Here is a 21,341-nt window from a genome sequence, read left to right as displayed (position 1 = left end):
AGTGACACGAGGCTTACACTCCATTCATAACCGGCTATTTCTACTTTTTATCTCCTGCATGCTAGTTCTCGTGCTTCTTTTAAGTGTGCTCTATTATCAGAAAACAACGCAAATCATCCATAGTAAAATTAGTGATTTGGCGGAGAAAAATATTTCTCAAACGGTAGGTTTATTTGATTTGCTGCTGCAAGGCTATGACAGTATCACAAAGTCTCTGAATAGCAATTTTGAGATGCTCAGATTAATCCAAGATCGCGACACCAATAAGGATGAAGCTGTTAGCATTATTAATGAGCGCACGATTACCAATATTTTAGGGGCTATCTATTATTCGCGTGATGATATCGTCGGAATTCATGTGATTACGAATGCTGGCAAAAACTATAATTACGAACGAGGATTCCATAGTGTTATGGACACGAACTATCCATCCTCGGAGTGGTACCGGAAGCTGCAGGATTCATCAGGAGAAATGGTCTGGCTGGGGCTGTTCCAAGGCTCTGTCATCAATCAGTTTCAGAAGGATCCGTTATTCATATTCGGGCGGAAGCTGTACGATTTAACCGACCATAGTGTGATAGGGGTTATGCTCATTGAAACGAATCCGCAGCCGATTCTTGCCGCTCTTTCGAACGTCACCATTAGCCCTAACAGCCAGGTATATATTGTTGACCGGGAAGATCGGATGATTGCTACTACAGCGGAAGAGAAAGTCATTCCGCCTTCCTTCGGAGGGCTTCCGCGTCCTCAAGCCAGTGAGATCATCGTTGAAGATCGTACTGATCAGCTTATCGTCGCGGCGAAGGCGAAGATGTCGGATTGGACGGTATTCGGCTTGACCCCCAAAGGGGATATCAATGCTGAAGTTGTGAAAACAAGAGAGTATTTGTACGTGGTTATTGTGGTACTCGTTATTTTGTCGACGGCTTTGGCGAGTCTCATTTCTCGCAACATCGCTTCACCGCTCAAGCTGCTCATCCGCGAGATGAAGCAGGTAGAGATGGGGAATTTCAAAGGCTCGGTGACCGTAAAGTCGTTTGAGGAAATCAATTCGTTGGTTTCATCGTTTAACCGAATGGTGAATCGGATGGATGAGCTTATCGAGCGTATAACGCTCTCTTCCATGAGTGAGAAGAATGCGGAGCTGCAGGCGCTTCAATCGCAGGTTAACCCTCATTTCCTCTATAACACCTTGGATATGATTTATTGGATGCTGGATGAGCGGGAGAACGATCGATTGGGCAAGGTGATCTTGGCCCTGTCTCACATGTTCCGCTACAGCAGCGACTGGCAGGAAGCGTCTAAGACGACGCTGCGGCAGGAGCTGGACCAAATGCGGCATTACATCACGATTATCGAGAGCCGTTTGGAAGGCAGAGTTCGTACAGACATACAAATTGATCCCGATGTTCTTGATGTCACCCTACCGAAAATGACCTTGCAGCCGATCATCGAGAACGCTGTTAAATATGGGTTGGAGCCTCTCCGTGAGCCGGGTAATCTCCGTGTATTCACGGAGGTTACCGAGCAAGAGCTCCATATCATAATTAAGGATAACGGGGTGGGCATCGAGGAGAGCACATTAGCGGAGATGCAGGAACAGCTGCGTGCGGATAAAACGGAAGCGGGTGGCCTGATGATATCGATGAAAATAGAGCAGCAAATAGCTTCAAGCTCGGTCCAAACGGCAAGTTCTTCTGTGAAAACAAGGCGGGGCATTGGACTCACCAATGTTCACCGCCGCATAGCGTTAATGTTCGGAGATGCCTACGGGCTCCGTATTCATAGTAAACAAGGGGAAGGCACAACGGTCATCATCGCGATGCCGCTTCCTCGGAAAGGAATGTAAACCATGGACATTCTCATCGTAGATGATGAAACCGTCATTCGAGAGGGCATCCAGCGTACGCTGCAGAACCGTTTCCCAGAGCATCGGGTTCATCTGGCTGCGAATGCGGAGCAAGCCGTCACGCTGCTGCGGAGCCATCCGATTCATATCGTTCTCACGGACATTTTGATGCCGGGCATGACCGGTCTAGAGCTAATGAATATGTCTCGAAGCCGGCACCCCCATGTGAAATGGGTTGTCATTTCGGCCTATTCGGAGTTTGCCTACGCCCAGGAGGCAGTGCGTTTAGGGGCGAAGGACTATTTGCTTAAGCCGATCGGCAAAGAGGTTTTGATTGAAATGATCAGCAAGCTAAGCGAAGAAATCACGCGTGAAACGGAGCTGATCGAAGAGGCTGAGCTATTGAAGGCCAACCGCAAATACTTGCAGGAAGCCGTGTTCCAGCGCTTTGCACAGGGTTTGGACACGGGTCGCATCGACATGGGTCCCTTCATGGAGCAGCACCCTTATTTTCATCTCATCATGGTTAAAATGGAGACCGATAAGCCCGTTTTCCTCGAAAATTTCATTATCGAGAACGTCATGCTTGAGCTTATCGAGCGCTACGGCAAAGGCTTCGTGATGGTGCACGACAGCAAAAGCCTGCTAGGACTAGTCACGCTGCCGGAAGGGGATTGCCTGACCCTGCTGATTGATGAGCTGCGCAGCCATCTCGTGAAATACTTGAAGGTGCCCTTCCAGATGATGAGTTCCGAGATGATCGACTGCTTTCAGGCGGTGCCAGCAGAAGTACAGCGTATGAGGCAAGCGTCTACGACGCAGGTCTACGAGCACCATGCCAGCGGCAGCGATCGTTCCATAGAGGTTGCCCTGCAGTACATCCGCACGCACTACCATGCTGATCTGTCGTTAGAGAAGGTCGCTTCGATCGTGTACCTAAACTCTGTCTACTTTAGCCAGCTTTTTAAGCAGAAGACTGGTCAAGGCTTCAAGGAGTACGTTATTCAGTTGCGTTTGGAACAGGCTAAGCAGCTGCTGATGAATCCCAAGCTCAAGCTAGCTGACATAGCTGAACGTATCGGGTACCATGACATGCGCCATTTCTCGCAAGTTTTCCGCAAAAAGTACGGCGTAACCCCTTCGGAATATCGCCAAGAGAACACAGATAAACCGGATAAATGTGTGTCAAGGGAATAATATTCATCAAATTCTCATGAAATTCTAAGAATGGCGGACAATGCTAGGCGTGGCATGTCTTTCTCCCTTTTCAGGTAAATGCTGGGCAATCGTAGTGTGGTAAGGTGTATTCAGGGCAAACAAGCCCATCACAACACGATCCATGAAGGAGGAGTTCAATCATGCAAACATTGAAAACCAACCGCCTTAGCAAATCGTTAGTGGGGATAAGCCTAAGCCTTTCCTTATTAACTTCAGGAACGATGTTCCTTAGTCCACAGTCCGCTCATGCGGCAACAGATGCTGCGGCAACTACTACCTACAGCGCAACCGCTACGAGTGCCAGCAAAGCTGACAGTATTGTGCGTACTGCACAATCCTATATAGGTAAAGTTCGCTACGTATTTGGCGTAAGAGATACGAATCGTTTAATCTTAGACTGCTCTGCTTATACGCAAATGGTGTTTAAGAAGAATGGCATTACGCTTCCTTGGGGATCAAGTGCACAAGCGAAGTTAGGAACTCCTGTTAAGAATAAATCGCAATTAAGAAAAGGCGATCTCGTTTTCTTTAGTGTTAGCAAACCAGGCCGAATTAATCACGTTGGCATCTATGTAGGCAATGGTAAGTTTATTAGCAACACGGCCAGCTCTGGTGTAGTTATTCGCGATATGAATACGGGCTATTGGAAAAATAGATTCATTAAAGGCAGTCATTTGTAAAATTGGACAAGCAGCCAAAGCGCGAATATTGCGCTTTAGCTGTTTGCCTTTCACGCTTATCATTTACGCGCTTATCAGAGCGCTCCCGCGCAAAGCCGCAATCCCAGGCCCTCGCTCGATCCTCCCATCAAATAGGAGAATCGAAGTCAGGTCTTTTTGTTGACCAAGCATACTTTTAAATGGTATATAAAAGAAAACCGTTTGCAAGGGAGCAGAAGAAACGAAATGACCTTAAAACAAGCATTTGAAGATGTTAAAAAGTTTCATGCAACGTTTGAGCATCCAGTAGGCACATCTCCACAGCGCCTTTCCGAAAGCCGCAAAGCTGCTCGTTTAGCTTGGATGCAAGAGGAGCTTCAGGAGTTTAAAGAAGCAGCCACGTTGGAAGACGAAGTGGATGCGATGATCGATGAGTTATATTTTGTCCTTGGTACATTAGTTGAAATGGGCGTGGAGCCTGGACCGTTTTTTGACATCGTTCAGCATGCAAATATGTCCAAGGTATGGCCTGATGGTCAAGTTCATAAAAATGAGACCGGCAAGACCATCAAGCCCCCCCATTGGCAGGACCCATTCGACAAAATTAAAGCCGAAATTCGCAGACAGCAAGGCAATCAAAATGGCTGAGGAGGGCGCAGCAGTGGCGTTTCACACGAAATTAAAAGAACTCAGACAGCAGCAAAATCTAACTCTCCGGAAGCTCGGGGAGAAGGCTGGAATCAGCTATTCCATCCTGAATTCAATCGAAAATGGTCGAATCGAGCCGTCGAAAGATGTCGCATTAGCACTAGCTATTGCCTTGAAAATAGAGGACAGGGAAGAGTTCTTATCTTTAGCAAGAAATCCCTTCTTAGGATAATTGCATTACATGATATTGTGTGGTAAAGTAATGTTAAGTCTTAAAGATTCAACCTGAATTGCGTATTGCAAAGGGTTATCATTAAGTTAATGAAACCTTTTCCAATGTGTAATTTTTTTGTTCGAAACAAGAAAAAAGACATGTTAATAAAACTTTGGAGGTATTACCCATGGCAGTAGGAACAGTAAAATGGTTTAACGCAGAAAAAGGATTTGGCTTTATCGAAGTTGAAGGCGGCAACGATGTATTCGTACATTTCTCCGCAATCACTGGCGAAGGTTTCAAATCTTTGGACGAAGGCCAACGCGTTGAGTTCAACGTAGTTCAAGGCAACCGCGGACCACAAGCTGAGAACGTTGTAAAACTGTAAGCTTAGCTTGCACAAATAGCATTCTCTAAGAACGGCCTCTCAACATTATGTTGAGGGTCGTTCTTTTTTGTTGTATAGGAAATTATGCAAGGTGCGAATCTGTGGATAAGTGATGTAAAATGGAAATGGGGGATAGGAAAATGGGTGAGCCGAAATCGTACAAAAGGAAAGGGACAGTAAGGAAAATCTTGAAAGATCACTCTCATGGGTTTTGGCAAATGTATGAAGAATCCTATCCAGAATCCGTTCGTAGCAGAAAGCTATGAAGTGCGGCAGTAGAGATCTGGGTTTTGCGCTTTATGAGTGTAAGGGTTGTAAAGAAAGGGAACCAGAACCAGTGTATGTATGTTTTACCTGCAAGAGTCGGTTTTGTCATGACTGTGGAAAGAAATATACGGACGAATTTACAGAGAAACAAGTTGAGAGGATCTTAAATGTGCCTCATCGGCATACGGTATTTACGGTGCCGAAAGAACTAAGAAAGGTGTTTTTTAACGATCGGAGTAAACTGAATGAGCTAAGTCAAGAAGTAGCAAAGGTATTTCAGTATTACTATCGGCGAATGAATAAAAGCAAAGAATACGAAGTAGGTGTCATCACGGTGATCCATACATTTGGTCGGGATCTGAAGTTCAACCCGCATATTCATGCATTAGTGACTGAGGGTGCGCTAGATAAGAATATAGAGTGGAAACGTGTAGAATATATCTCCTATGATTATTTGAGAAAAGCATGGCAAAAGCTGTTGCTGGATTTGCTGCAGAAGTGGTATCCCGAAAGCAAGAAAGTGAAAGAACTAGTGAATGAGCTCTATGGAAGGTATAAGCATGGATTTTACGTGAACGCGGAGCAGAAGATGAAAGATACCAAAGGAGCGGCGAGATACATAGGGAGATACTTGGCAAGACCAGCCATAGCGGAATACCGAATTGTGAATTATGACGGGGAGAAGGCGCATTTCTGGTATGAGGATCACCAGACAGTCAAACGAGTGGATGCCGTGGTACCGGTATTTAAGGTATGATTTGTTACAGCATATCCCACCGAAGCATTTCAGTATGGCAGGTAGATTTGGGTTGTATAATCGAAGTAAAAACAAAGAAGCACAGAAGATAGTAGAAGTATGGAACTACATGAAAGCAAGGCAGTCGGAGCGGTGAAGTTTACATTTGAGATGACAAAAGTACGGGGAAGAAAAAAGAGTTACCGCGAAGGATGATGGAAGCATTTGATCGTGATCCCCTGAAGTGTCCATGTTGCAAACTAAGGATGTTGCTGGTGGTTATTTGGCACGCCGATCATGGTCGAATCTATTATTTACGACGAAGAGCAGAGCGCAAACAGGAGAAAAGATGGGGGATGAAGGCATATGAAAGACGAAAAGAACAAAGAGAAAAAGCAGTTGGATGAGTTGAACAAAGGGATGGAAGGTACGCTAGAAGATTGGCTGGGAATGAATGATCCAGATGTGTTTATGTGATTTTGTTCACAGAAAGTATAAGTTTCAGGGTTTAACTTAAGGGCAGTCCCTTTCTTGAGATTTGTATGTTTTTTTGTTTGAGCGAGCTTAATGAGAAGAAGTAACTGTGGTTGTGTTAAACCTGCAAAAGTGCAGGCTTTTTTCTTACGAATAGCCCCTATTCGTACATTCCTGCAAAAGTGCAGGCTTTTACGGTCTTTTTTTAGATTTCAGGATGGAAAAGATAAAATTCCTGCGGAATAGCAGGCTTTTCCGCTATTCAAACGATTTTAGCAAAAATACCTGCACTTTCGCAGTAATTATGAGCCGTTGAATAATTGTTTCCTCGAACTAACAGCAGCTGGCGGATTGGTATCTAAACGAGCGAGTGATAGCAAAGAGAAGCTCGTTCCCCATGTTCAAACGTAGCTTTAGACAAGAACCTGGCCATCGGCCAGGTTTTATTTCCTTCGTTCTGCTCCATTAGTGTTTTACTTTTGTGCATATTGAAGCACTTGATGAGTATATTAATAAAATTATTGAGGAGCCGCGTGAAAAGTCGTTGGACTTCTTAACCCAAAGCCGGTATTGTTGATAAAGATGGGAAATTAATGCCCCAATATCAAGAACAATGATGTACTCTAATTTGCCTAATTTCGAACTCGGCTTTCATGGATGTGATCAATCGATTGCCGATAGGTTTTTGATGCATCAAGATTCTATGAGAGCTAGCGAAAATGGTTACGAGTGGCTTGGGCCTGGGATTTATTTCCTGGCAAACAATCCTCAAAGGGCAGTGGATACTTTAAACCAATGATTCCTCTAGAGGGGTATAGTGTACAATATGATAAAAGTTAACGCTTTAGCAAAGAGAACCCAAGTAAGGTCTGGGAGTACATACCTGACCTTGCTTGGGTTCTCTTTGCATTTAATCTGGAGTTTATTGATAATCCTTCGCCTTTTTCACAAGCTCATCGAAAGCAGCTTCTGGCGTTATTTTGCCGAACATTACTTTTTCACCGATACTCTTATAATCTTTAGCTGTATAGTTGCTCCAGCCTTTAGCTCCAGCATTGAAGGGTTGAGCGTCAGGAGCAACAGTTTTAATGAGTTCAATTTGCAATTTATCTGCAGGAGTTAACTTAGGTGTTAGGTACTCAAGCATTTTCTTGGAAACCGGCACGCCTCGTGTAGTCGTTAAAATGTCTGCAGCTTCGCTATCATTCACGAACCAATCGATGAATTTCTTAGATTCTTCCGCATACTTGGAATCAGCACTTACCGACCAGAACATAGAAGGCTTCAGCCAACCGCTGGACTTGGTTCCTTTAGGCTGAGCAACAAGTGAGTAAGTACCTGGTTTTACACCCTCGTAACCTGGGAATAGCGCGGCGAAAGTACGTTTCATCAATACGCTGTCATTGTTCATTAAGTCGAGCTTAGCGTCAGACTCTTTATCCGTGCTAGCGATTTCTGCGGGAGGAATAACCCCGGCTGTACGCAGCTCCGCATATTTCTTAACAAAGGTCAGCCAGGTATCTTTATCGAAGTTGAATTTGCCGTCTTCGGTGATCGGGTAGCCTTTGCCCTGACTGATTTGATAAGCAGAATATGTGGTATAATCGGATGTTGCATCCATCAACACATATTTGTCTTTCTCAAGCTTGGCTTTAGTATCTTTACCGAATTGGAAGTATTCGTCCCATGTCCAGCCGTTTTTGGGAGGTGTAACCCCTAGTTTATCAACGGCATTCTTGTTGTAAATCATGCCAGTTGCATTATTGCCTAGCGCGATGGCATAAAGCTTATCTTTAAATTTCCCTGAATCCACGAGCGATTTGTCGATATCTTCGGTACGAATGCCTTTGGATAAGTCAGCCAGCTGGTTTCTACCTGCATACTCAGCGAGCCAGGCCGGATCCATTTGGATAATATCGGGGGCATTTTTGGCTGCAGCTTGGGTAGCCAACTTATCCGCGTAGCCATCAAACCCAGAGAATTCTGGCTCAAAGGTCACGTTGGGATGTTTCTTTGTATACGCATCTAGTGCTTTTAATGTAGCGTCGTGCCTTGCCTGTGAACCCCACCATACAATGCGAAGCTTAACAGGCTGGGATGTTGTAGCCGCGGGTGCCGGTGTTGCAGCAGGGCTGCTCCCCGTAGTACTTGGTGTATTTCCGGAACCACATGCACTTAGGGACAGCGCTATCATGGCAGTCATCGAGAGCATGCTCCATTTTCTCATCTGCACTTTCATTGAAAATCCCCTTTCACTACCTCATTATCTTTACAAGTTAATTATAGGACAATTGAAAAGAAGAAAAAGCAGAGTAATGAACACACTTCTTTCACTATTGATCACAATATTGATCATAATTTGACGACGTATAGGTACATTCCAAGTTATAACCCACTCTTACTTACTTCACTCGGGCTTATGCCATTATATTTTTTGAAAATAGAGCTAAAATAAGGGACATTTTTATAGCCGACTTTTTCGGATATCTCATAGATCAAATATTTGCCTTCGGCCAGAAGGGCCTGTGCCTTCTTCATCCGCACTTGAATGACGTAGTTCGTGAAGGTTTCACCGGTCGCTTTCTTGAAAATTTGATTCAAATAATTGCGAGACAAGTAAAGCTGCTTCGACATATCTTCCAAGCTGATCTCTTCGGCATAGTGATCGTGTGCGTATTGAATCATGAAATCGACCACTTCTTTATGTTTGGAATTCTCGTTCCAATGACGGCTGGTTGCAATAATATGAATTTTGCCCCGCAGCCATTGCTGCAATTGCTCCGGTGTTTGGATTTGAATAATTTCCGATTGCAGCTTCATTTCTGGAAACAGTTCATCAAGCACAATTCCTACGCTGTATAAGGAGTAAGCAAATATCGTCCATAGCTCTGTACATAAATACTGCAAGTAAGCGGGGGTTATGGTTGATATGCTTTGCAATTGGTTGATATAAGCTTCCACAATCTGCGCAGCGGTTTCTTCTTTGGAATAAACAATCGCTTCTGCAAGCTCTTGATAAAATTTAACTGGACGAATAGCCAGTTCTTTCTCGGGTGGAACGGTAGATCGATGATCTCCAGTAAGTGTCGGGATGATAGACATCTGTAATAAATCAAGAAAGGCTTCCTCGGTGGAGTCTGATATTTCCTGCCAAGATTCCTTCATCTGGCCTAACCCTAAACGGATCGTTAGCCGAAGGTAAGTAAGGACACAATCCGTGATACGTTCGCCAATCAATTGAATCCTACGCATGGCATCATCTTTCACACTTGAACGCTCAGTATGAAACATTATCGCGGCATGATGGCTGTGAAGCTCAATAAAGTCGGATTCCGGCCAATCTTCGGCCAAGATTTCTCTAATAATATTGGCTAATGCAAAACGAAACAAGTTCCAATCGATTAGCGATAGGTTAGCCGTGCGAATAGTGCTCATCAACTCTATACCCATCACGAGGTGGTTTCTGTGCAGCCAGTAGGCTTGTTCAGATAGCTGAATACTTTCCGCGGCTATCGTTTCATTAAAGGTGCCGGTAATGACCGACTTCAACCATTCTTGCTGGACAAAGGGCTCATACATCATCAGCCTTCTTTTGACTTCTTCTTGCTCTATTTTTTTCAGTTCTTTCGATTCCAATTCTTTAATAACTTTGGCTAGCACTGCCCCCAGCTCTTCAATGGTAACGGGCTTGGACAAATAGTCACTCACCTGCAGCCGCAGAGCCTGCCGAGCATACTGGAAGTCAGCGTAACCGCTTAGGATAATCAGTTCACCGGGAAAGTTAGTCTCTCGGAGCTTCTCGATCATTTCTAAGCCGTTCATCACAGGCATGTAAATATCCGTAATCACGATATCCGGCTGAGTTTGTCGGACCATCTCTAGACCTTCGGCGCCATCGCTGGCTTCACCCACTAATTCGGCGTCAATGGACTCCCAAGGAATCGCCTTCTTCATACCTTCCAACACTTGAAAGTCATCATCAATAATGAGTATTTTCCACATGATACCTCTCCTCGACTTCTTCTTTATTTTGGATTTGCGGCAATAGAATGGTAACTTCGGTGCCCTTCCCTTCCGTACTTGTAATATGAACTCCATAAGGAGGCCCGAAATAAGCCTCAATGCGTTCTCTCACATTTCGCAATCCGTAACCGCCTGTTTTCCTTGCCTTGGGTTGATCCCAATCGGGTCGCAGCCCAACGCCATCATCCCAAACTTGAAATTGGATGTCTTGCCCTAGCAGCTGCACGCTCACTTGGATTTCGCCTTTCTTTCGCCCGTGAAAACCGTGGATGATCGCGTTTTCGATAAAAGGCTGCAGGGTCAGTCTCGGTACAAAGAGGTGTTTGGCTGTTTCATCGACAGTGATCGTGAATGCCAAGCGGTCACCCCAACGAATTTGCTGTATTTGCAAATAACATTCGACATGCGTCATCTCGTCTGCGATAGGAATCAATGTCTCACCATTGGATAGGCCGATGCGAAACATTTTACCCATTAAGGAAAGGATCTTGCTGATTTTCGTTTGACCGGAATCAATAGCTAGCCAGTTCAGTTGATCCAAAGTGTTATACAGAAAATGAGGATTAATCATGGCCTGCAGCGCCTTAATTTCGGCTTCGCGTTGGCGCTTGTGCTGAGCTTTCAATGAGGTTAGAAGTTCCTCAATTCGTTCCATTTGTTTCCGATAGCCATTAAATAAATTACCAAACTCATTGGTATAATCCGTAGGCAAGTCCGAAACAAGACCCCGATCAGGAAGCTTATTCATAAAAGCAACCAAAAGTCGAATAGGATTGGTGAATTGTCTGGAAATAAAGAAGGTGAAAAAGGAAGCGATAAAAATGGCGGATAGACCTACAGTTAGAAGAATAAGGGCTAATCGAATACTGCCATGGACAATGTTCTTCCACGGTGTCACCTCAACCAGTGTCCAATTCGAAGGGGATTTACTCCAAACGAGTAAGGATTCACTTTGTGGTTTGGCTGTTAAATGAACACTTCCAGACTTCTCCTTAATCAGCCTAATCTTCTCAAGCTCACTCTCTTGCAAGTTGGGATCGCCGATGGCAGCAATGGTTCTGCCGCCTGCATCAATTAACAATCTGCTTCTTCCCTCCGTTTCACCCCGAATCAAATTCTGGATCTCGGATGATTTCACATTGAGCAAGAGCAAGCCGTAATAGATACCTGAGTTATTGTAAAGCTTTCTTGCAAAGCTAGTAACCGATAGCGCGCCTTTATTGGTTTGAATCGTACGTTCTTTGACCCAGGCAAAATCATTATTTTGGATGTCCGCGTGCCAATCCTCGTCCTTCACCTTCTTTAAGTCATAAACGCGAATTGGCCCTTGAGCATCTGTCACGAACGGGTGTTCGATATATAAATAAATGGACTGCACCATTGTTGTGCTGTAGGTAATGCTGGCAAGTAGATTAGCCAAATCTTCCTTACGCTTTTTTAGCTCAAATAAGTCAGTCTCCAGAGGATCATATCCGATAATTTCGATATTTCTAGAGGCTGCATTAGACATCTGCTCAATAGAGTTCAACTGAGTGACCAAGCGTTTATTCAATTCATTTAACAGATCCTGCTGATAATTAGCCGTATTGTCAGCTAACTCGCGTGAAGTTAGGCTGTAGCTGATCCAGGAGGAAATGAGCAGCAGCACGGCAATGAACGCGGCGAAGCTTCCAAAGAACAGGCGACCGATTCGAACGCGCTTGAATAAGTTAAACACAGCAGCTCCTCCTCATTTACTTCCATAAAAGTGCAAAAAAGGCTGCGGTAGCGCAACCTTTTTCCTTTATTCTATTATTCTATCCTTTCACTGCACCTGAAGCAATGCCATCGACAAAATGGCGCTGCGCCATAAAAAAGAGAATCAGTGATGGAATAATAGAAACGAGCGACATGGCAAGTAATTGTCCCCACGGAAGAGCCGATTGGCTGTCGACAAACAGCTTCAAGGCAAGACCGACGGTGTATTTGCTCACCGAATTGATATACAGCAAGTGTCCGAAGAAATCGTCCCAATTCCAAAGGAAACAATAAATGGCGACCGTTACAAGCGCGGGCTTCGTTAAGGGCAGTACAATTCTTAAGTAAATGCCGAACCAGCTGCAGCCGTCCATTTTGGCCGATTCATCCAGCTCCCGCGGAATCCCGCGAATAAACTGCACCAATAGGAAGATAAAGAAGGGTCCGCCGATACCGCCTGCTAGGGCATGTGGAACATAGAAAGGCAGATACGTATTGACCCAACCCCAAGTATTAAACATGATGTACTGTGGAACCAGTGTCACTTGACTTGGCAGCATCAGGGTGACCATCAGAATGGAAAACCAGAAGTTTTTCAGCGGAAAATCCAATCGAGCGAAACCAAAAGCCACCAAGCTGCAGGAAATGATAGACGTTACAAGAACTCCTGTAATCAGTTCAAAGGTATTCAGATAAAAATGAGTAAAGGTAAACTTAGGAATGGCGACCCACCCTTGGCTAAAGTTGCTCCATAACCACTCGGTAGGAAAGAAGCTGGGCGAGCTCATCTCCGCGTTCGATTTAAAGGCAGCTCCCACCCACCATAGCATGGGATATATCATAATTAGACTAAAAAGCGCTAATAAGAAATGCGTTCGAAAAGTCCGTGCTCCAATCAATTGGTTTCTCATTTTCTTCTCGCTCCTTCTGTTTCATAGAATACCCAGTAACGGGATGAGGCGAAAATTAAAGCCGTTACGATCGCAATCACCACAAGGAGTATCCATGCCAGAGCGGAAGCATAACCCATCTCATATCTAGAAAAGGCGCGATCATATAGGTATAAAGCGTACATGTACGTGGAGTTAATGGGCCCGCCTTTCGTAATGATGAAGGCTTGCGTAAACATTTGAAAGGAACCGATGGTCTGCAGCACGAGATTAAACAACAGTACAGGCGACAGCATAGGTAAAGTAATACTGAAAAACTGTCTGACTTTAGATGCGCCATCTACGGAAGAAGCCTCGTATAACTCGGCAGGTATTTGTTTTAATCCGGCTAGGAAAATAACCATCGAAGAACCAAACTGCCAAGCAACCAGAATAATTAAGGTGCCTAATGCCGTATTGGGATTACTAATCCAGCTGATTCCCTCAATACCGAAATAACTTAAAAATCGATTGATAAACCCGTTGATACCGAAAATGTTTTGCCAAAGAATAGCTACAGCAATGCTGCTCCCTATGAGTGAAGGCAAATAGATGAATGTTCGATACACAGAAATCCCTTTTATTTTCTTATTGAGCACGATCGCAACCATTAAAGCACTGAAGAGCTTGATGGGCACGGATAAAACGACGAAAAGAATCGTTATTTTCATTGATTGACGAAACATCTCATCGTCTGCAAAAATCCGCTCGTAGTTTCTTAGGCCAATCCACTCTGGGGCATCTAATAACGTATATTTAGTGAAGGAATAATACATCGATTGAACCATCGGCCATAAGGTTAACAGCAGAAATCCAAGTAACCACGGGGAAATGAATAGATACCCGGCTATTGGCGATTCCCAGCGTCCTTTCAGGGTGAATGCTGTTGTCTTTTTGCGTGAGGAAAGCTTTGGGTGAGTAATGCTAGTTTCAGGCTTCATCCGGTTAAACCGCCTTTCATTTCAATAACACCTTTATGTTTAGTATAAAAGGTATTGCTCACCCGAAAAATGAGAGTAATGAACACAATTCATTCAGAATCGAACAAATTGTTCTGAGCGCCTGTGGATAAGTGGTTATGCTTCAACAACCGAAGGGTGATTTTGTTCAGGGCTGCGCGATTAAGCGCGTTTTCCGCGCTTACACAGTGCGGATGCGCAGGAAGGTCAGCTGAGAAGCCGATTTCCGACCTCTCCGACACAGTCGACGAGCTTCGGCTCGCGGAGCTCTCGTTGAAAGCGCGTTTTTGCGCTTATTTGTTCTCAATGTGATTCTAATAAAAAAACCCAGTCAAAACACCATAAATAAGTGTTTAACTGGGTTTATTAGGGATCACCCCTTGGTTGCGGACAGGCCGGGCTTGGTTCCTATTACGACTGTGGCGTCCAGTTCGTCTAATCTGGTCACCTGCGGGATCAGCCCATTGCTAGCGAAAAGCTTGGCTGTCTGCGGCGCCTGCCGCTGACTAGTCTCGACCAGAAGATGGCCGCCCGGTGCCAGCCAGATTGGCGCCGCAGCCACCACCCGGCGCTGGACGTCAAGCCCGTCCGCTCCCCCGTCGAGCGCCACCTGCGACTCGTGTATCCGGGCCTCTGGAGGCAGCAGCCGGATCGCCTCGGTGGGGACGTAAGGTGCGTTGGCGACCAAGATGTCGACGCGGCCTCGCAGTAGGGCGGGCAGCGGCTCGTAGAGGTCGCCTTCATATACGTGACCACTAGCGGAAGCGACGTTGCGGCGGGCACACCGTACTGCGGCTGGGTCGATATCGGTGGCGTGCAACTCGATCCGTTCTAAGGCGGCAGCCAGTGCTGTGCCCACCGCGCCAGAGCCGCAGCATAGGTCGATCACTACGGCTCCTGACTGTGCGAGTGCTGCGGCCTGGCGAACGAGAAACTCTGTGCGATGGCGAGGTACGAAGACTCCTGGATCCACGCTTATCTTCAGACCGCAAAATTCCGCCCATCCGATAACGTGTTCGAGAGGCAAACCGGCGACTCGACGATCCACCATGGCGATGAGCTCCTCCGACGTCCGAGCTGCTGAGACGAGTAACCGGGCCTCCTCTTCGGCGAAAACACAACCAGCTGCTCGAAGCCTGCTGACATAGATTGTTTCATTTATAATACATCTTCACTCTCTTTCGAATAATCCATCATGTCTCCTAATGAACATGATAACAAAATATATAAGGATATTACCGATAAAGAATCGCTATAGTCATTCTGTACGTTATCCCAAAGAACAAGATTTGGTTGACGTAGCCCCCTAAACCGCCTATACTGACCATGATTCTCATTCTCACATACAACTAGTTTGAGGTACCCTTAACTAAAAGAAGGTCACAACAAATATGCCAACAAAGAAACAAATTATTCGTTTCATGGCGATTCTTTTGATCGTTTGTTCTATTGTTTTGACATGGCAATGGTTCGATTCGAAGGAATGGCTTCGCGATGTAGAGCTTCTTTGCCATCAACCTGAGTGGTTGGTCTTCATGTTCATCGTATATCTGGTCTCTTTCCTTCTAAAGGCCGCGGCTTGGCGAATGTATACAGGATCTGAGGTTCGGTTCAGCATTTATTTTCATGCCATTAGCTATAGCTTGCTCGTGAATCATGTACTTCCGGTGAAAGCGGGAGATGGTGTTCGTGCTGGCTTATATATGAAGCATGGCGGGAAATCGTGGGAGGAAGCATTCCATTCCGTTGCGGTTATGCGATTGCTTGATATGCTCGTGCTTGCCGGCATTGGGGGAATCGGTATCATTCGGTTAGGTCTTCCCTCTTCTTGGATCTGGGTGACGGTGTTGGCTGGGGGAACCGTGATTCTCGCAACAGCGCATTACCTGCCTGTGATTCGCCAAATTCCGTTCATAGCCAAGCATTCGGCTTATTTTCATCTTAAAATGCTGTCTGGCAAAGGGCTCGTCATTATAGGCATTATTGCGATAAGTTGGATGCTGGAAGCTGGTATTATCTTTGCTGTTGCTCGCATGATCGGCTTGCAGCTTGGGACAATCTCGCTCGTTTGGGCGAATAGTATGACGATTGCCGGACAAATTTTTCATATAACCCCAGGCGGGATAGGTACTTATGAGAGTACAATGATCGGGTCCCTTGTCTTGCTGGGTGTGGATGCGAAGGATGCTTATAGAGCGGCGCTTGTGTCGCATACATTTAAGTTTGTATTTGCTTATACGTTAGGGGCGTATTCACTTGTGCGAATGCCTTTACATTGGCGCGAGATGAAAACCTGGATTGGACGGCTTACGAGTCACAAAAAACCATTATTGAATGGCAACGCATGGAAGGATGATTAATATGAAAAAAGCTTCATCGTTTGAAATAGTCGCAGCTCGCTGCTGGAATTTGTTAAATGAAGGAAAACCGTTTACCCCGATTTTCGTTGTGGGCGTTTTTCTGCTCTATCATATCGGCGTTTGGTCTGATCCTAGCTTTTGGAGTGCCGCTGGTTTGGGGCTGCTGGTGACCCTCCCTCTTTTTGTGCTGTATTATTGCTTTGATTTTCCGCTTTTTTTGCGAAATTATTTATGGATGCCGTTAATTGCTGCGCTGTTGATATGGGAGCGGTCTGATTTCTCGCTGTATTTGCTGGCGCTTGGGTTATTCTACTTCTTTACAGTGTACTTCTGGGGCACTTTTTACTATCATCTGCGAATTGGCACGACTTGGTGGAATTTCACGCGGTTCTGGAAACTCGTGCTGAAGAATAGCGATTCGACGAGCGGCAATGCGCAGGAGCAGATGCCAAAGTTTTTGCTGCTGCTTTTCGTATGGAATCATTATTACCGTCAATTTGAGGCAGGTGTTTCCTCTGATGTGGGTACGGGGCTTCTATTTGCAGGCGGCTTGCTGATATACAGCTTCATTCTCCACCGTTATTTGTTTGACTGGAAACCAGCCGAAATCCCTACATACACACGCGATTCAAGCGATGTACAAGCGGGTGGACAAGCACTGAACAAGAAGGTCATTGTGATTGTCGTGGACGGGATGCGCAAAGAGCGCTTTGAAGAAGCCGACGCGAAATTTATGAAGAAACTGAGAGCGGAAGGTACGGAGTATGCCCAAATGGAAACCGTGTATCCTGCGCGTACCGTGGTATGTTTCTCTTCGATGTTCACAGGTACTTACCCGCGCGAGCACGGTATTCGCTCCAATATGGTTTGGAGACTGGGGATTCGGGTTGAAAGTATTTTTGATTCGCTGCGTAAAGTTGGCAAAAAAGGACGTCTGCTCGGCATAGCGCACTTAATCGACTCCATGGGGGACGATGTTGAGAGTGTGACCGCTGTGATGCACAACGATGTCGCAGATCGTAATATTATCGAACGGGCGAAGAAGATTATGGCGGAACAAAATCCGGATTTACTCGTTGCCCAATTGATTGGTGTTGACCAAACGGGTCACAGCCGAGGCGTTTTATATGACGATTACACGCAAAAAATCGCAGAAGCCGATAAATTAATTGAAGAATTCGTCGGTTGGCTTGAAGAGCGCGGCATGATGGAGAATACGACACTCATCATTTGTGCCGATCACGGACAGGCTGATGGTATCGGCGGACATGGCCATTTGGATGAGGGTGAGCGTTATGTTCCTTTCTTCCTGCATGGCAGGGCCATTGAGGCCGGCCATCGCATTGACGAAAAGCATTCCCTCGTATCGATGGCTCCAACTTTGGCCTACCTGTTGGGAGCGCCATTCCCTAGCCATAGTCGCGGACCAGTCCTAACGGAGGCAATCAAGCAACATGACTAAGAAGAAAATTATCGTTTTCATGCCTGCGCATAACGAAGAAGAGAATATTAGCGGGGTTATTGCCCGCGTACCGAGAGCTTTCCACCCTCATTATGAGGTGGAAGTGCTGGTGATCGACGACGGGTCCAAGGACCGCACGGTCGCCGCCAGCAAGGCAGCGGGAGCCGACCACATCGTATCGTTCCCGCACAATAAAGGGCTCGGCGCAGCCGTTCGTGAAGGGCTGAAGCAAAGCTGCCTGCTTAGCGCAGACATCGGCATCATGATTGATGCGGATAATGAGTATCCGCCGGAGCAAATTCCCGATGTCCTTGCGCCCATCATCGCCGGGCGCGCGGACTACACCTTCGGCTCACGCTTCAAAGGTCAGATCCAAGGCATGAAGCTGCATCGCCGTTTAGGCAACTATACGTTCACGCTGCTGCAGGCGATTCTGCTGCGCAGATGGATTTATGACGGCCAATCCGGGATGCGCGGATTTTCTCGCGATGCCATGGAGAATGCCGTCATTGTTCATGATTATAACTATGCCCAGGTGCTCACGTTGAACCTGGTTCGACAAGGATATCGCTTGGAGGAGATTCCGATCTCCTATCAAGTTCGTACGAAAGGGCAATCCTTCATCAAATTCAGACAGTATGTGACCTCCGTACTTCCGGCGATCTATAAAGAAATGAGACGCCCTGTTTCCAAACGCAATGTGAATCCACAGACGAATCGAGATGATGCGGGCGTATGAGACGCAACACAGTATGGTTGGCGCTTTTCGCAGTTGCGGTTATTGCTGGAGTGACGTGCCTGAGTATTGTCTACGCTAGCCCCTTTGCGCGAACATGGGACGAGGTCGATTTCACGTTGGCTCTGCATCGGTACGATCTACTCGCCATGCAGCCTCATTTTCCGGGTTATCCGTATTTTATTCTAGGCGGTTGGTTTATTAACCAGTGGATGAATAATCCTGTTAAAGCTTTATCTGTCTTCAATAGCTTAGCAGCCCTAAGCTCCGCGCTCCCGATGTTTTTACTGGCAAACCGTCTGACGGGCAGCGGCATGAAGAGTCTTTTACTGCCTGCGCTCGTATTAAGCAGCCCCTACATTTGGCTCATGTCCTCACGTCCCATGTCGGAATGTGCAGGTATGGCCTTATTGTGGTGGTTTCTTTGGAGTATCCGCTTTGCGATGGATCGTCCGGGTTCCATGCTTCGTCATGGCCTGGCGCTGCTGATGTTCGGTTTCCTTATGGGTACACGGCTATCCTTCTTTCCATACGGTCTAACGCTAGTGCCGCTCTGGTACGGAATTTGGCAGTCCGGTGCGAGCGGTTGGCGGAGATGGTTGAGACTAGGGTGCTCGGCCTTGGCGGCACTGCTATTCCAGCTGCTTTGGGTAGCTGGTTTGGTGCTTTCCGAAGGAACCCTCGCTGGTTTCTGGAAGCTCTCTTTGGCTTTCGTTGAAGGACACTTCTCCGAATGGGGCGGCGGTGTCATCTCTACCCCGATGCCGATTGGAGAACGAATCTACCAACTTATTGGACACAATTTACTGGGATCAGCTCTGCTAGGCGGATCCCTTCTCATTGGCTTATGGTTGGTCATTGTTGTCGCAGCAGCGTTTATCGGTCGGAGATTGGTCCCTCCTAGTGTGCAAGGTAATGAGAATCGACGATATATGTTCTGGCTCGTTGGCTGCGCCGTTTTGTACACCCTATGGGCTCTTTTGGGTCAAAATATTGAGAAACCGCGCCATATCGTTCCGGTCGTTGCTCCGATATTGCTTCTTATGTTTGCTTTTATCATTCGGACAGCAGAGGGATTAAGGACATCCACGCAGGGGATGCGTCTATTGAGAAAAGCACCAACGATCCTGTACGCTCTCCTCATTAGCCTTATATCCATTCAAGTCGTATATGGGGCTCAGCTTCAGAAACGGCAGGCCGTGGAAGAGCCGGCGGTTTATCAGCTTCATGACTATGTAAGCCGTCTGCAAGGTCCTCTTCTGCTGTTTACATGGGAAGAAACAAGAGTCCTGCAATACTTGCAGGCCGACTATGATCATCAGCGCATCTATACGTACGGTTATTTTCAAGCGTTGGCTGGGGCGAGTCCCGAGCGGCGAGTGCTTCTCACTGATCATGTCGTTCAAGGCTTTGTGCAGCAAGGTAAATCGGTGAAGGAGCATGTTAAGCAGCTTGCTGAGTTTAAGTCAGATGCGCTTTTTGATCCGGCTTATGCTCACGTCATTTTATATGAGTGGGTGCGTTAAGTCTGGGTTTTTCTTTTTAGTAGAGTAAAATAATGGTTGACACATAAATGCATAATGATTATCATTATCAATGAAAATGATTATCACTGGCAGCGAGATTCCAAACATACATATCAGGGGTGAAGACATGAAACGATGGCTACTAGCCGGTTTGACTTTTGTTCTAGCGGCATTGATCATCTTGCCGACCTCCGCGTTGGCCTATTCGTATGGTGACGCCAATACAGAAGCAGTCGCTGAAACCTTTAAGCTGGTTCAAGCCAGTGTAGGCGACGGAGCGGACAATTGGGGTGCTGCGGAAGGTGCTTACAAGGAGATAAGAGCAGAACTCGTATCGCACTTCGGCGAAGGAATAGCTGTCACACTGGATGCTAATTTCCAGGCCAAAGATAGTAAAGCAGTCATTGCTAATTTCAAAGCTGTCCTTGTGATGAACTTGGATCGACGGTTTACCTATGCTACTAAAGGCATTGATGATTATGCAGAGTCTAAACTCTTGCTGGCCAAAGCTAAGGCAACCTTTGACACACTGGAGCCTTATGTGGGGGCGGGTTCGAGTGACATTAATAAAGCTTTCGAAGCCGCACTTGAAGCGCTAGGGAATCCTGGATTGTTCGGTGTAGGGAAGAAGGATGTACAGCCCGATGTCTTCAAGGAAAAGGTCAATTTCATCTATGGTAAAGTGAAACCGTTGTTCCCTTATACGGCTTACGTCAAGCCAACTGCTCCAAGTGAGACTGCTCCTGTAGCTAAACCGCAGGAAACGCCTAAAGTGGAAGCTCCCAAAAGTGAGCCTGCCGCTAAGCCGGAACAACCTGCTGCAGGGAAAGACGCCAAACCGGCCGAAACGAAGGCACCCGATGCAGCTGCAGCCGTTGAGACGAAGTCGCCTGAGCCTTCTGCGACGGCAAGCGCTAGTCCAACACCAACGGCTGAAGCCGCTGAGCCTTCAGCAGCTGTAGAAGCGCCAGCTAAAGCATCAGAAGCAGCTGCCTCAGATGCTAAACAAGCTGATTCCACGAAAGTAGCTTCAGCACATGCACCTATGCAGCGTACAGACAAAACGAATCCTCTCGTCAGCGTAGCCGTTATCGGAGGAGTCATTGTATTACTTGGCGGAGGCGTATGGTTCGCCCGCAAGAAAAAGTGGATTTGA

General features: G+C 46.3%; 18 protein-coding genes. 12 read left to right on the top strand and 6 right to left on the bottom strand.

From position 1 onward, the window contains the following. Position 1 precedes the first annotated feature (1 nt). The 7 genes from ASG93_RS17165 (at position 2) to ASG93_RS17135 (ending at position 6,000) form a co-directional block, all read left to right on the top strand. Complete coding sequence (locus tag ASG93_RS17165; protein ID WP_056833784.1) at positions 2-1,849, top strand: sensor histidine kinase; 1,848 nt, start codon at positions 2-4, stop codon at positions 1,847-1,849. A 3-nt stretch (positions 1,850-1,852) separates the two neighbouring features. Continuing rightward, positions 1,853-3,046: a response regulator gene (locus ASG93_RS17160; protein WP_056833783.1), complete on the top strand. Its 1,194-nt coding sequence runs from the start codon at positions 1,853-1,855 to the stop codon at positions 3,044-3,046. A gap of 161 nt (positions 3,047-3,207) precedes the next feature. Further along, complete coding sequence (locus ASG93_RS17155) at positions 3,208-3,747, top strand: C40 family peptidase (protein WP_056833782.1); 540 nt, start codon at positions 3,208-3,210, stop codon at positions 3,745-3,747. 225 nt (positions 3,748-3,972) lie between these two features. Continuing rightward, positions 3,973-4,374 (top strand): HAD family hydrolase, encoded by a 402-nt coding sequence (locus tag ASG93_RS17150; RefSeq protein WP_056833790.1) that lies wholly within the window; start codon positions 3,973-3,975, stop codon positions 4,372-4,374. Positions 4,375-4,387: 13 nt separating this feature from the next. Next, the gene (locus ASG93_RS35745) at positions 4,388-4,606 is read left to right on the top strand and encodes a helix-turn-helix domain-containing protein (RefSeq protein WP_056833781.1); all 219 of its coding nucleotides are present in this window, start codon (positions 4,388-4,390) and stop codon (positions 4,604-4,606) included. Between the two features lie 169 nt (positions 4,607-4,775). Continuing rightward, positions 4,776-4,976, top strand: a complete 201-nt coding sequence (locus ASG93_RS17140; RefSeq protein ID WP_028555213.1) for a cold-shock protein — start codon at positions 4,776-4,778, stop codon at positions 4,974-4,976. Between the two features lie 262 nt (positions 4,977-5,238). Beyond that, positions 5,239-6,000, top strand: a complete 762-nt coding sequence (locus tag ASG93_RS17135; RefSeq protein ID WP_056833780.1) for an IS91 family transposase — start codon at positions 5,239-5,241, stop codon at positions 5,998-6,000. 1,375 nt (positions 6,001-7,375) lie between these two features. Here the strand turns inward: ASG93_RS17135 and ASG93_RS17130 are convergent. The 6 genes from ASG93_RS17130 to ASG93_RS17105 form a co-directional block, all read right to left on the bottom strand. Beyond that, the gene (locus ASG93_RS17130; protein WP_056833779.1) at positions 7,376-8,692 is read right to left on the bottom strand and encodes an ABC transporter substrate-binding protein; all 1,317 of its coding nucleotides are present in this window, start codon (positions 8,690-8,692) and stop codon (positions 7,376-7,378) included. A 146-nt stretch (positions 8,693-8,838) separates the two neighbouring features. Beyond that, positions 8,839-10,455, bottom strand: a complete 1,617-nt coding sequence (locus tag ASG93_RS17125; RefSeq protein ID WP_056833778.1) for a response regulator transcription factor — start codon at positions 10,453-10,455, stop codon at positions 8,839-8,841. Further along, a complete protein-coding gene (locus ASG93_RS17120; protein ID WP_056833777.1) occupies positions 10,433-12,193 on the bottom strand; it encodes a sensor histidine kinase in 1,761 nt (586 codons plus the stop codon). The genes ASG93_RS17125 and ASG93_RS17120 overlap by 23 nt, the downstream gene beginning before the upstream one ends. Positions 12,194-12,272: 79 nt before the next feature. Further along, positions 12,273-13,124 (bottom strand): carbohydrate ABC transporter permease, encoded by an 852-nt coding sequence (locus ASG93_RS17115; RefSeq protein WP_056833776.1) that lies wholly within the window; start codon positions 13,122-13,124, stop codon positions 12,273-12,275. Continuing rightward, the gene (locus tag ASG93_RS17110; RefSeq protein ID WP_056833775.1) at positions 13,121-14,083 is read right to left on the bottom strand and encodes a carbohydrate ABC transporter permease; all 963 of its coding nucleotides are present in this window, start codon (positions 14,081-14,083) and stop codon (positions 13,121-13,123) included. The genes ASG93_RS17115 and ASG93_RS17110 overlap by 4 nt, the downstream gene beginning before the upstream one ends. 391 nt (positions 14,084-14,474) lie before the next feature. After that, positions 14,475-15,266, bottom strand: coding sequence for a putative protein N(5)-glutamine methyltransferase (locus ASG93_RS17105; protein ID WP_056833774.1), 792 nt, complete (start codon positions 15,264-15,266; stop codon positions 14,475-14,477). Between the two features lie 226 nt (positions 15,267-15,492). Here ASG93_RS17105 and ASG93_RS17100 point away from each other — a divergent pair, with 226 nt between their 5' ends. From ASG93_RS17100 to ASG93_RS17080, 5 genes are all read left to right on the top strand, one after another. After that, on the top strand, positions 15,493-16,461 hold the full coding sequence (locus tag ASG93_RS17100) for a lysylphosphatidylglycerol synthase transmembrane domain-containing protein (RefSeq protein ID WP_056833773.1): 969 nt from the start codon (positions 15,493-15,495) through the stop codon (positions 16,459-16,461). Position 16,462: 1 nt separating this feature from the next. Beyond that, a complete protein-coding gene (locus tag ASG93_RS17095; protein WP_056833772.1) occupies positions 16,463-17,923 on the top strand; it encodes an alkaline phosphatase family protein in 1,461 nt (486 codons plus the stop codon). Next, positions 17,916-18,662, top strand: a complete 747-nt coding sequence (locus tag ASG93_RS17090; protein ID WP_056833771.1) for a glycosyltransferase family 2 protein — start codon at positions 17,916-17,918, stop codon at positions 18,660-18,662. The genes ASG93_RS17095 and ASG93_RS17090 overlap by 8 nt, the downstream gene beginning before the upstream one ends. Then, complete coding sequence (locus ASG93_RS17085) at positions 18,659-20,185, top strand: hypothetical protein (protein WP_056833770.1); 1,527 nt, start codon at positions 18,659-18,661, stop codon at positions 20,183-20,185. Before ASG93_RS17090 ends, ASG93_RS17085 begins: the two co-directional genes overlap by 4 nt. Positions 20,186-20,312: 127 nt before the next feature. Continuing rightward, positions 20,313-21,341 carry a hypothetical protein gene (locus tag ASG93_RS17080; RefSeq protein ID WP_056833769.1) on the top strand — a complete coding sequence of 343 codons (1,029 nt, stop codon included), beginning with the start codon at positions 20,313-20,315 and terminating at the stop codon, positions 21,339-21,341.

It is taken from the genome of Paenibacillus sp. Soil787 (assembly GCF_001429545.1).
In the GTDB taxonomy this organism is placed as follows: Bacteria; Bacillota; Bacilli; order Paenibacillales; family NBRC-103111; genus Paenibacillus_E.
The sequence above is the reverse complement of the archived record's forward strand: the minus strand, read 5'-3'. Positions and strand labels throughout refer to the sequence as shown.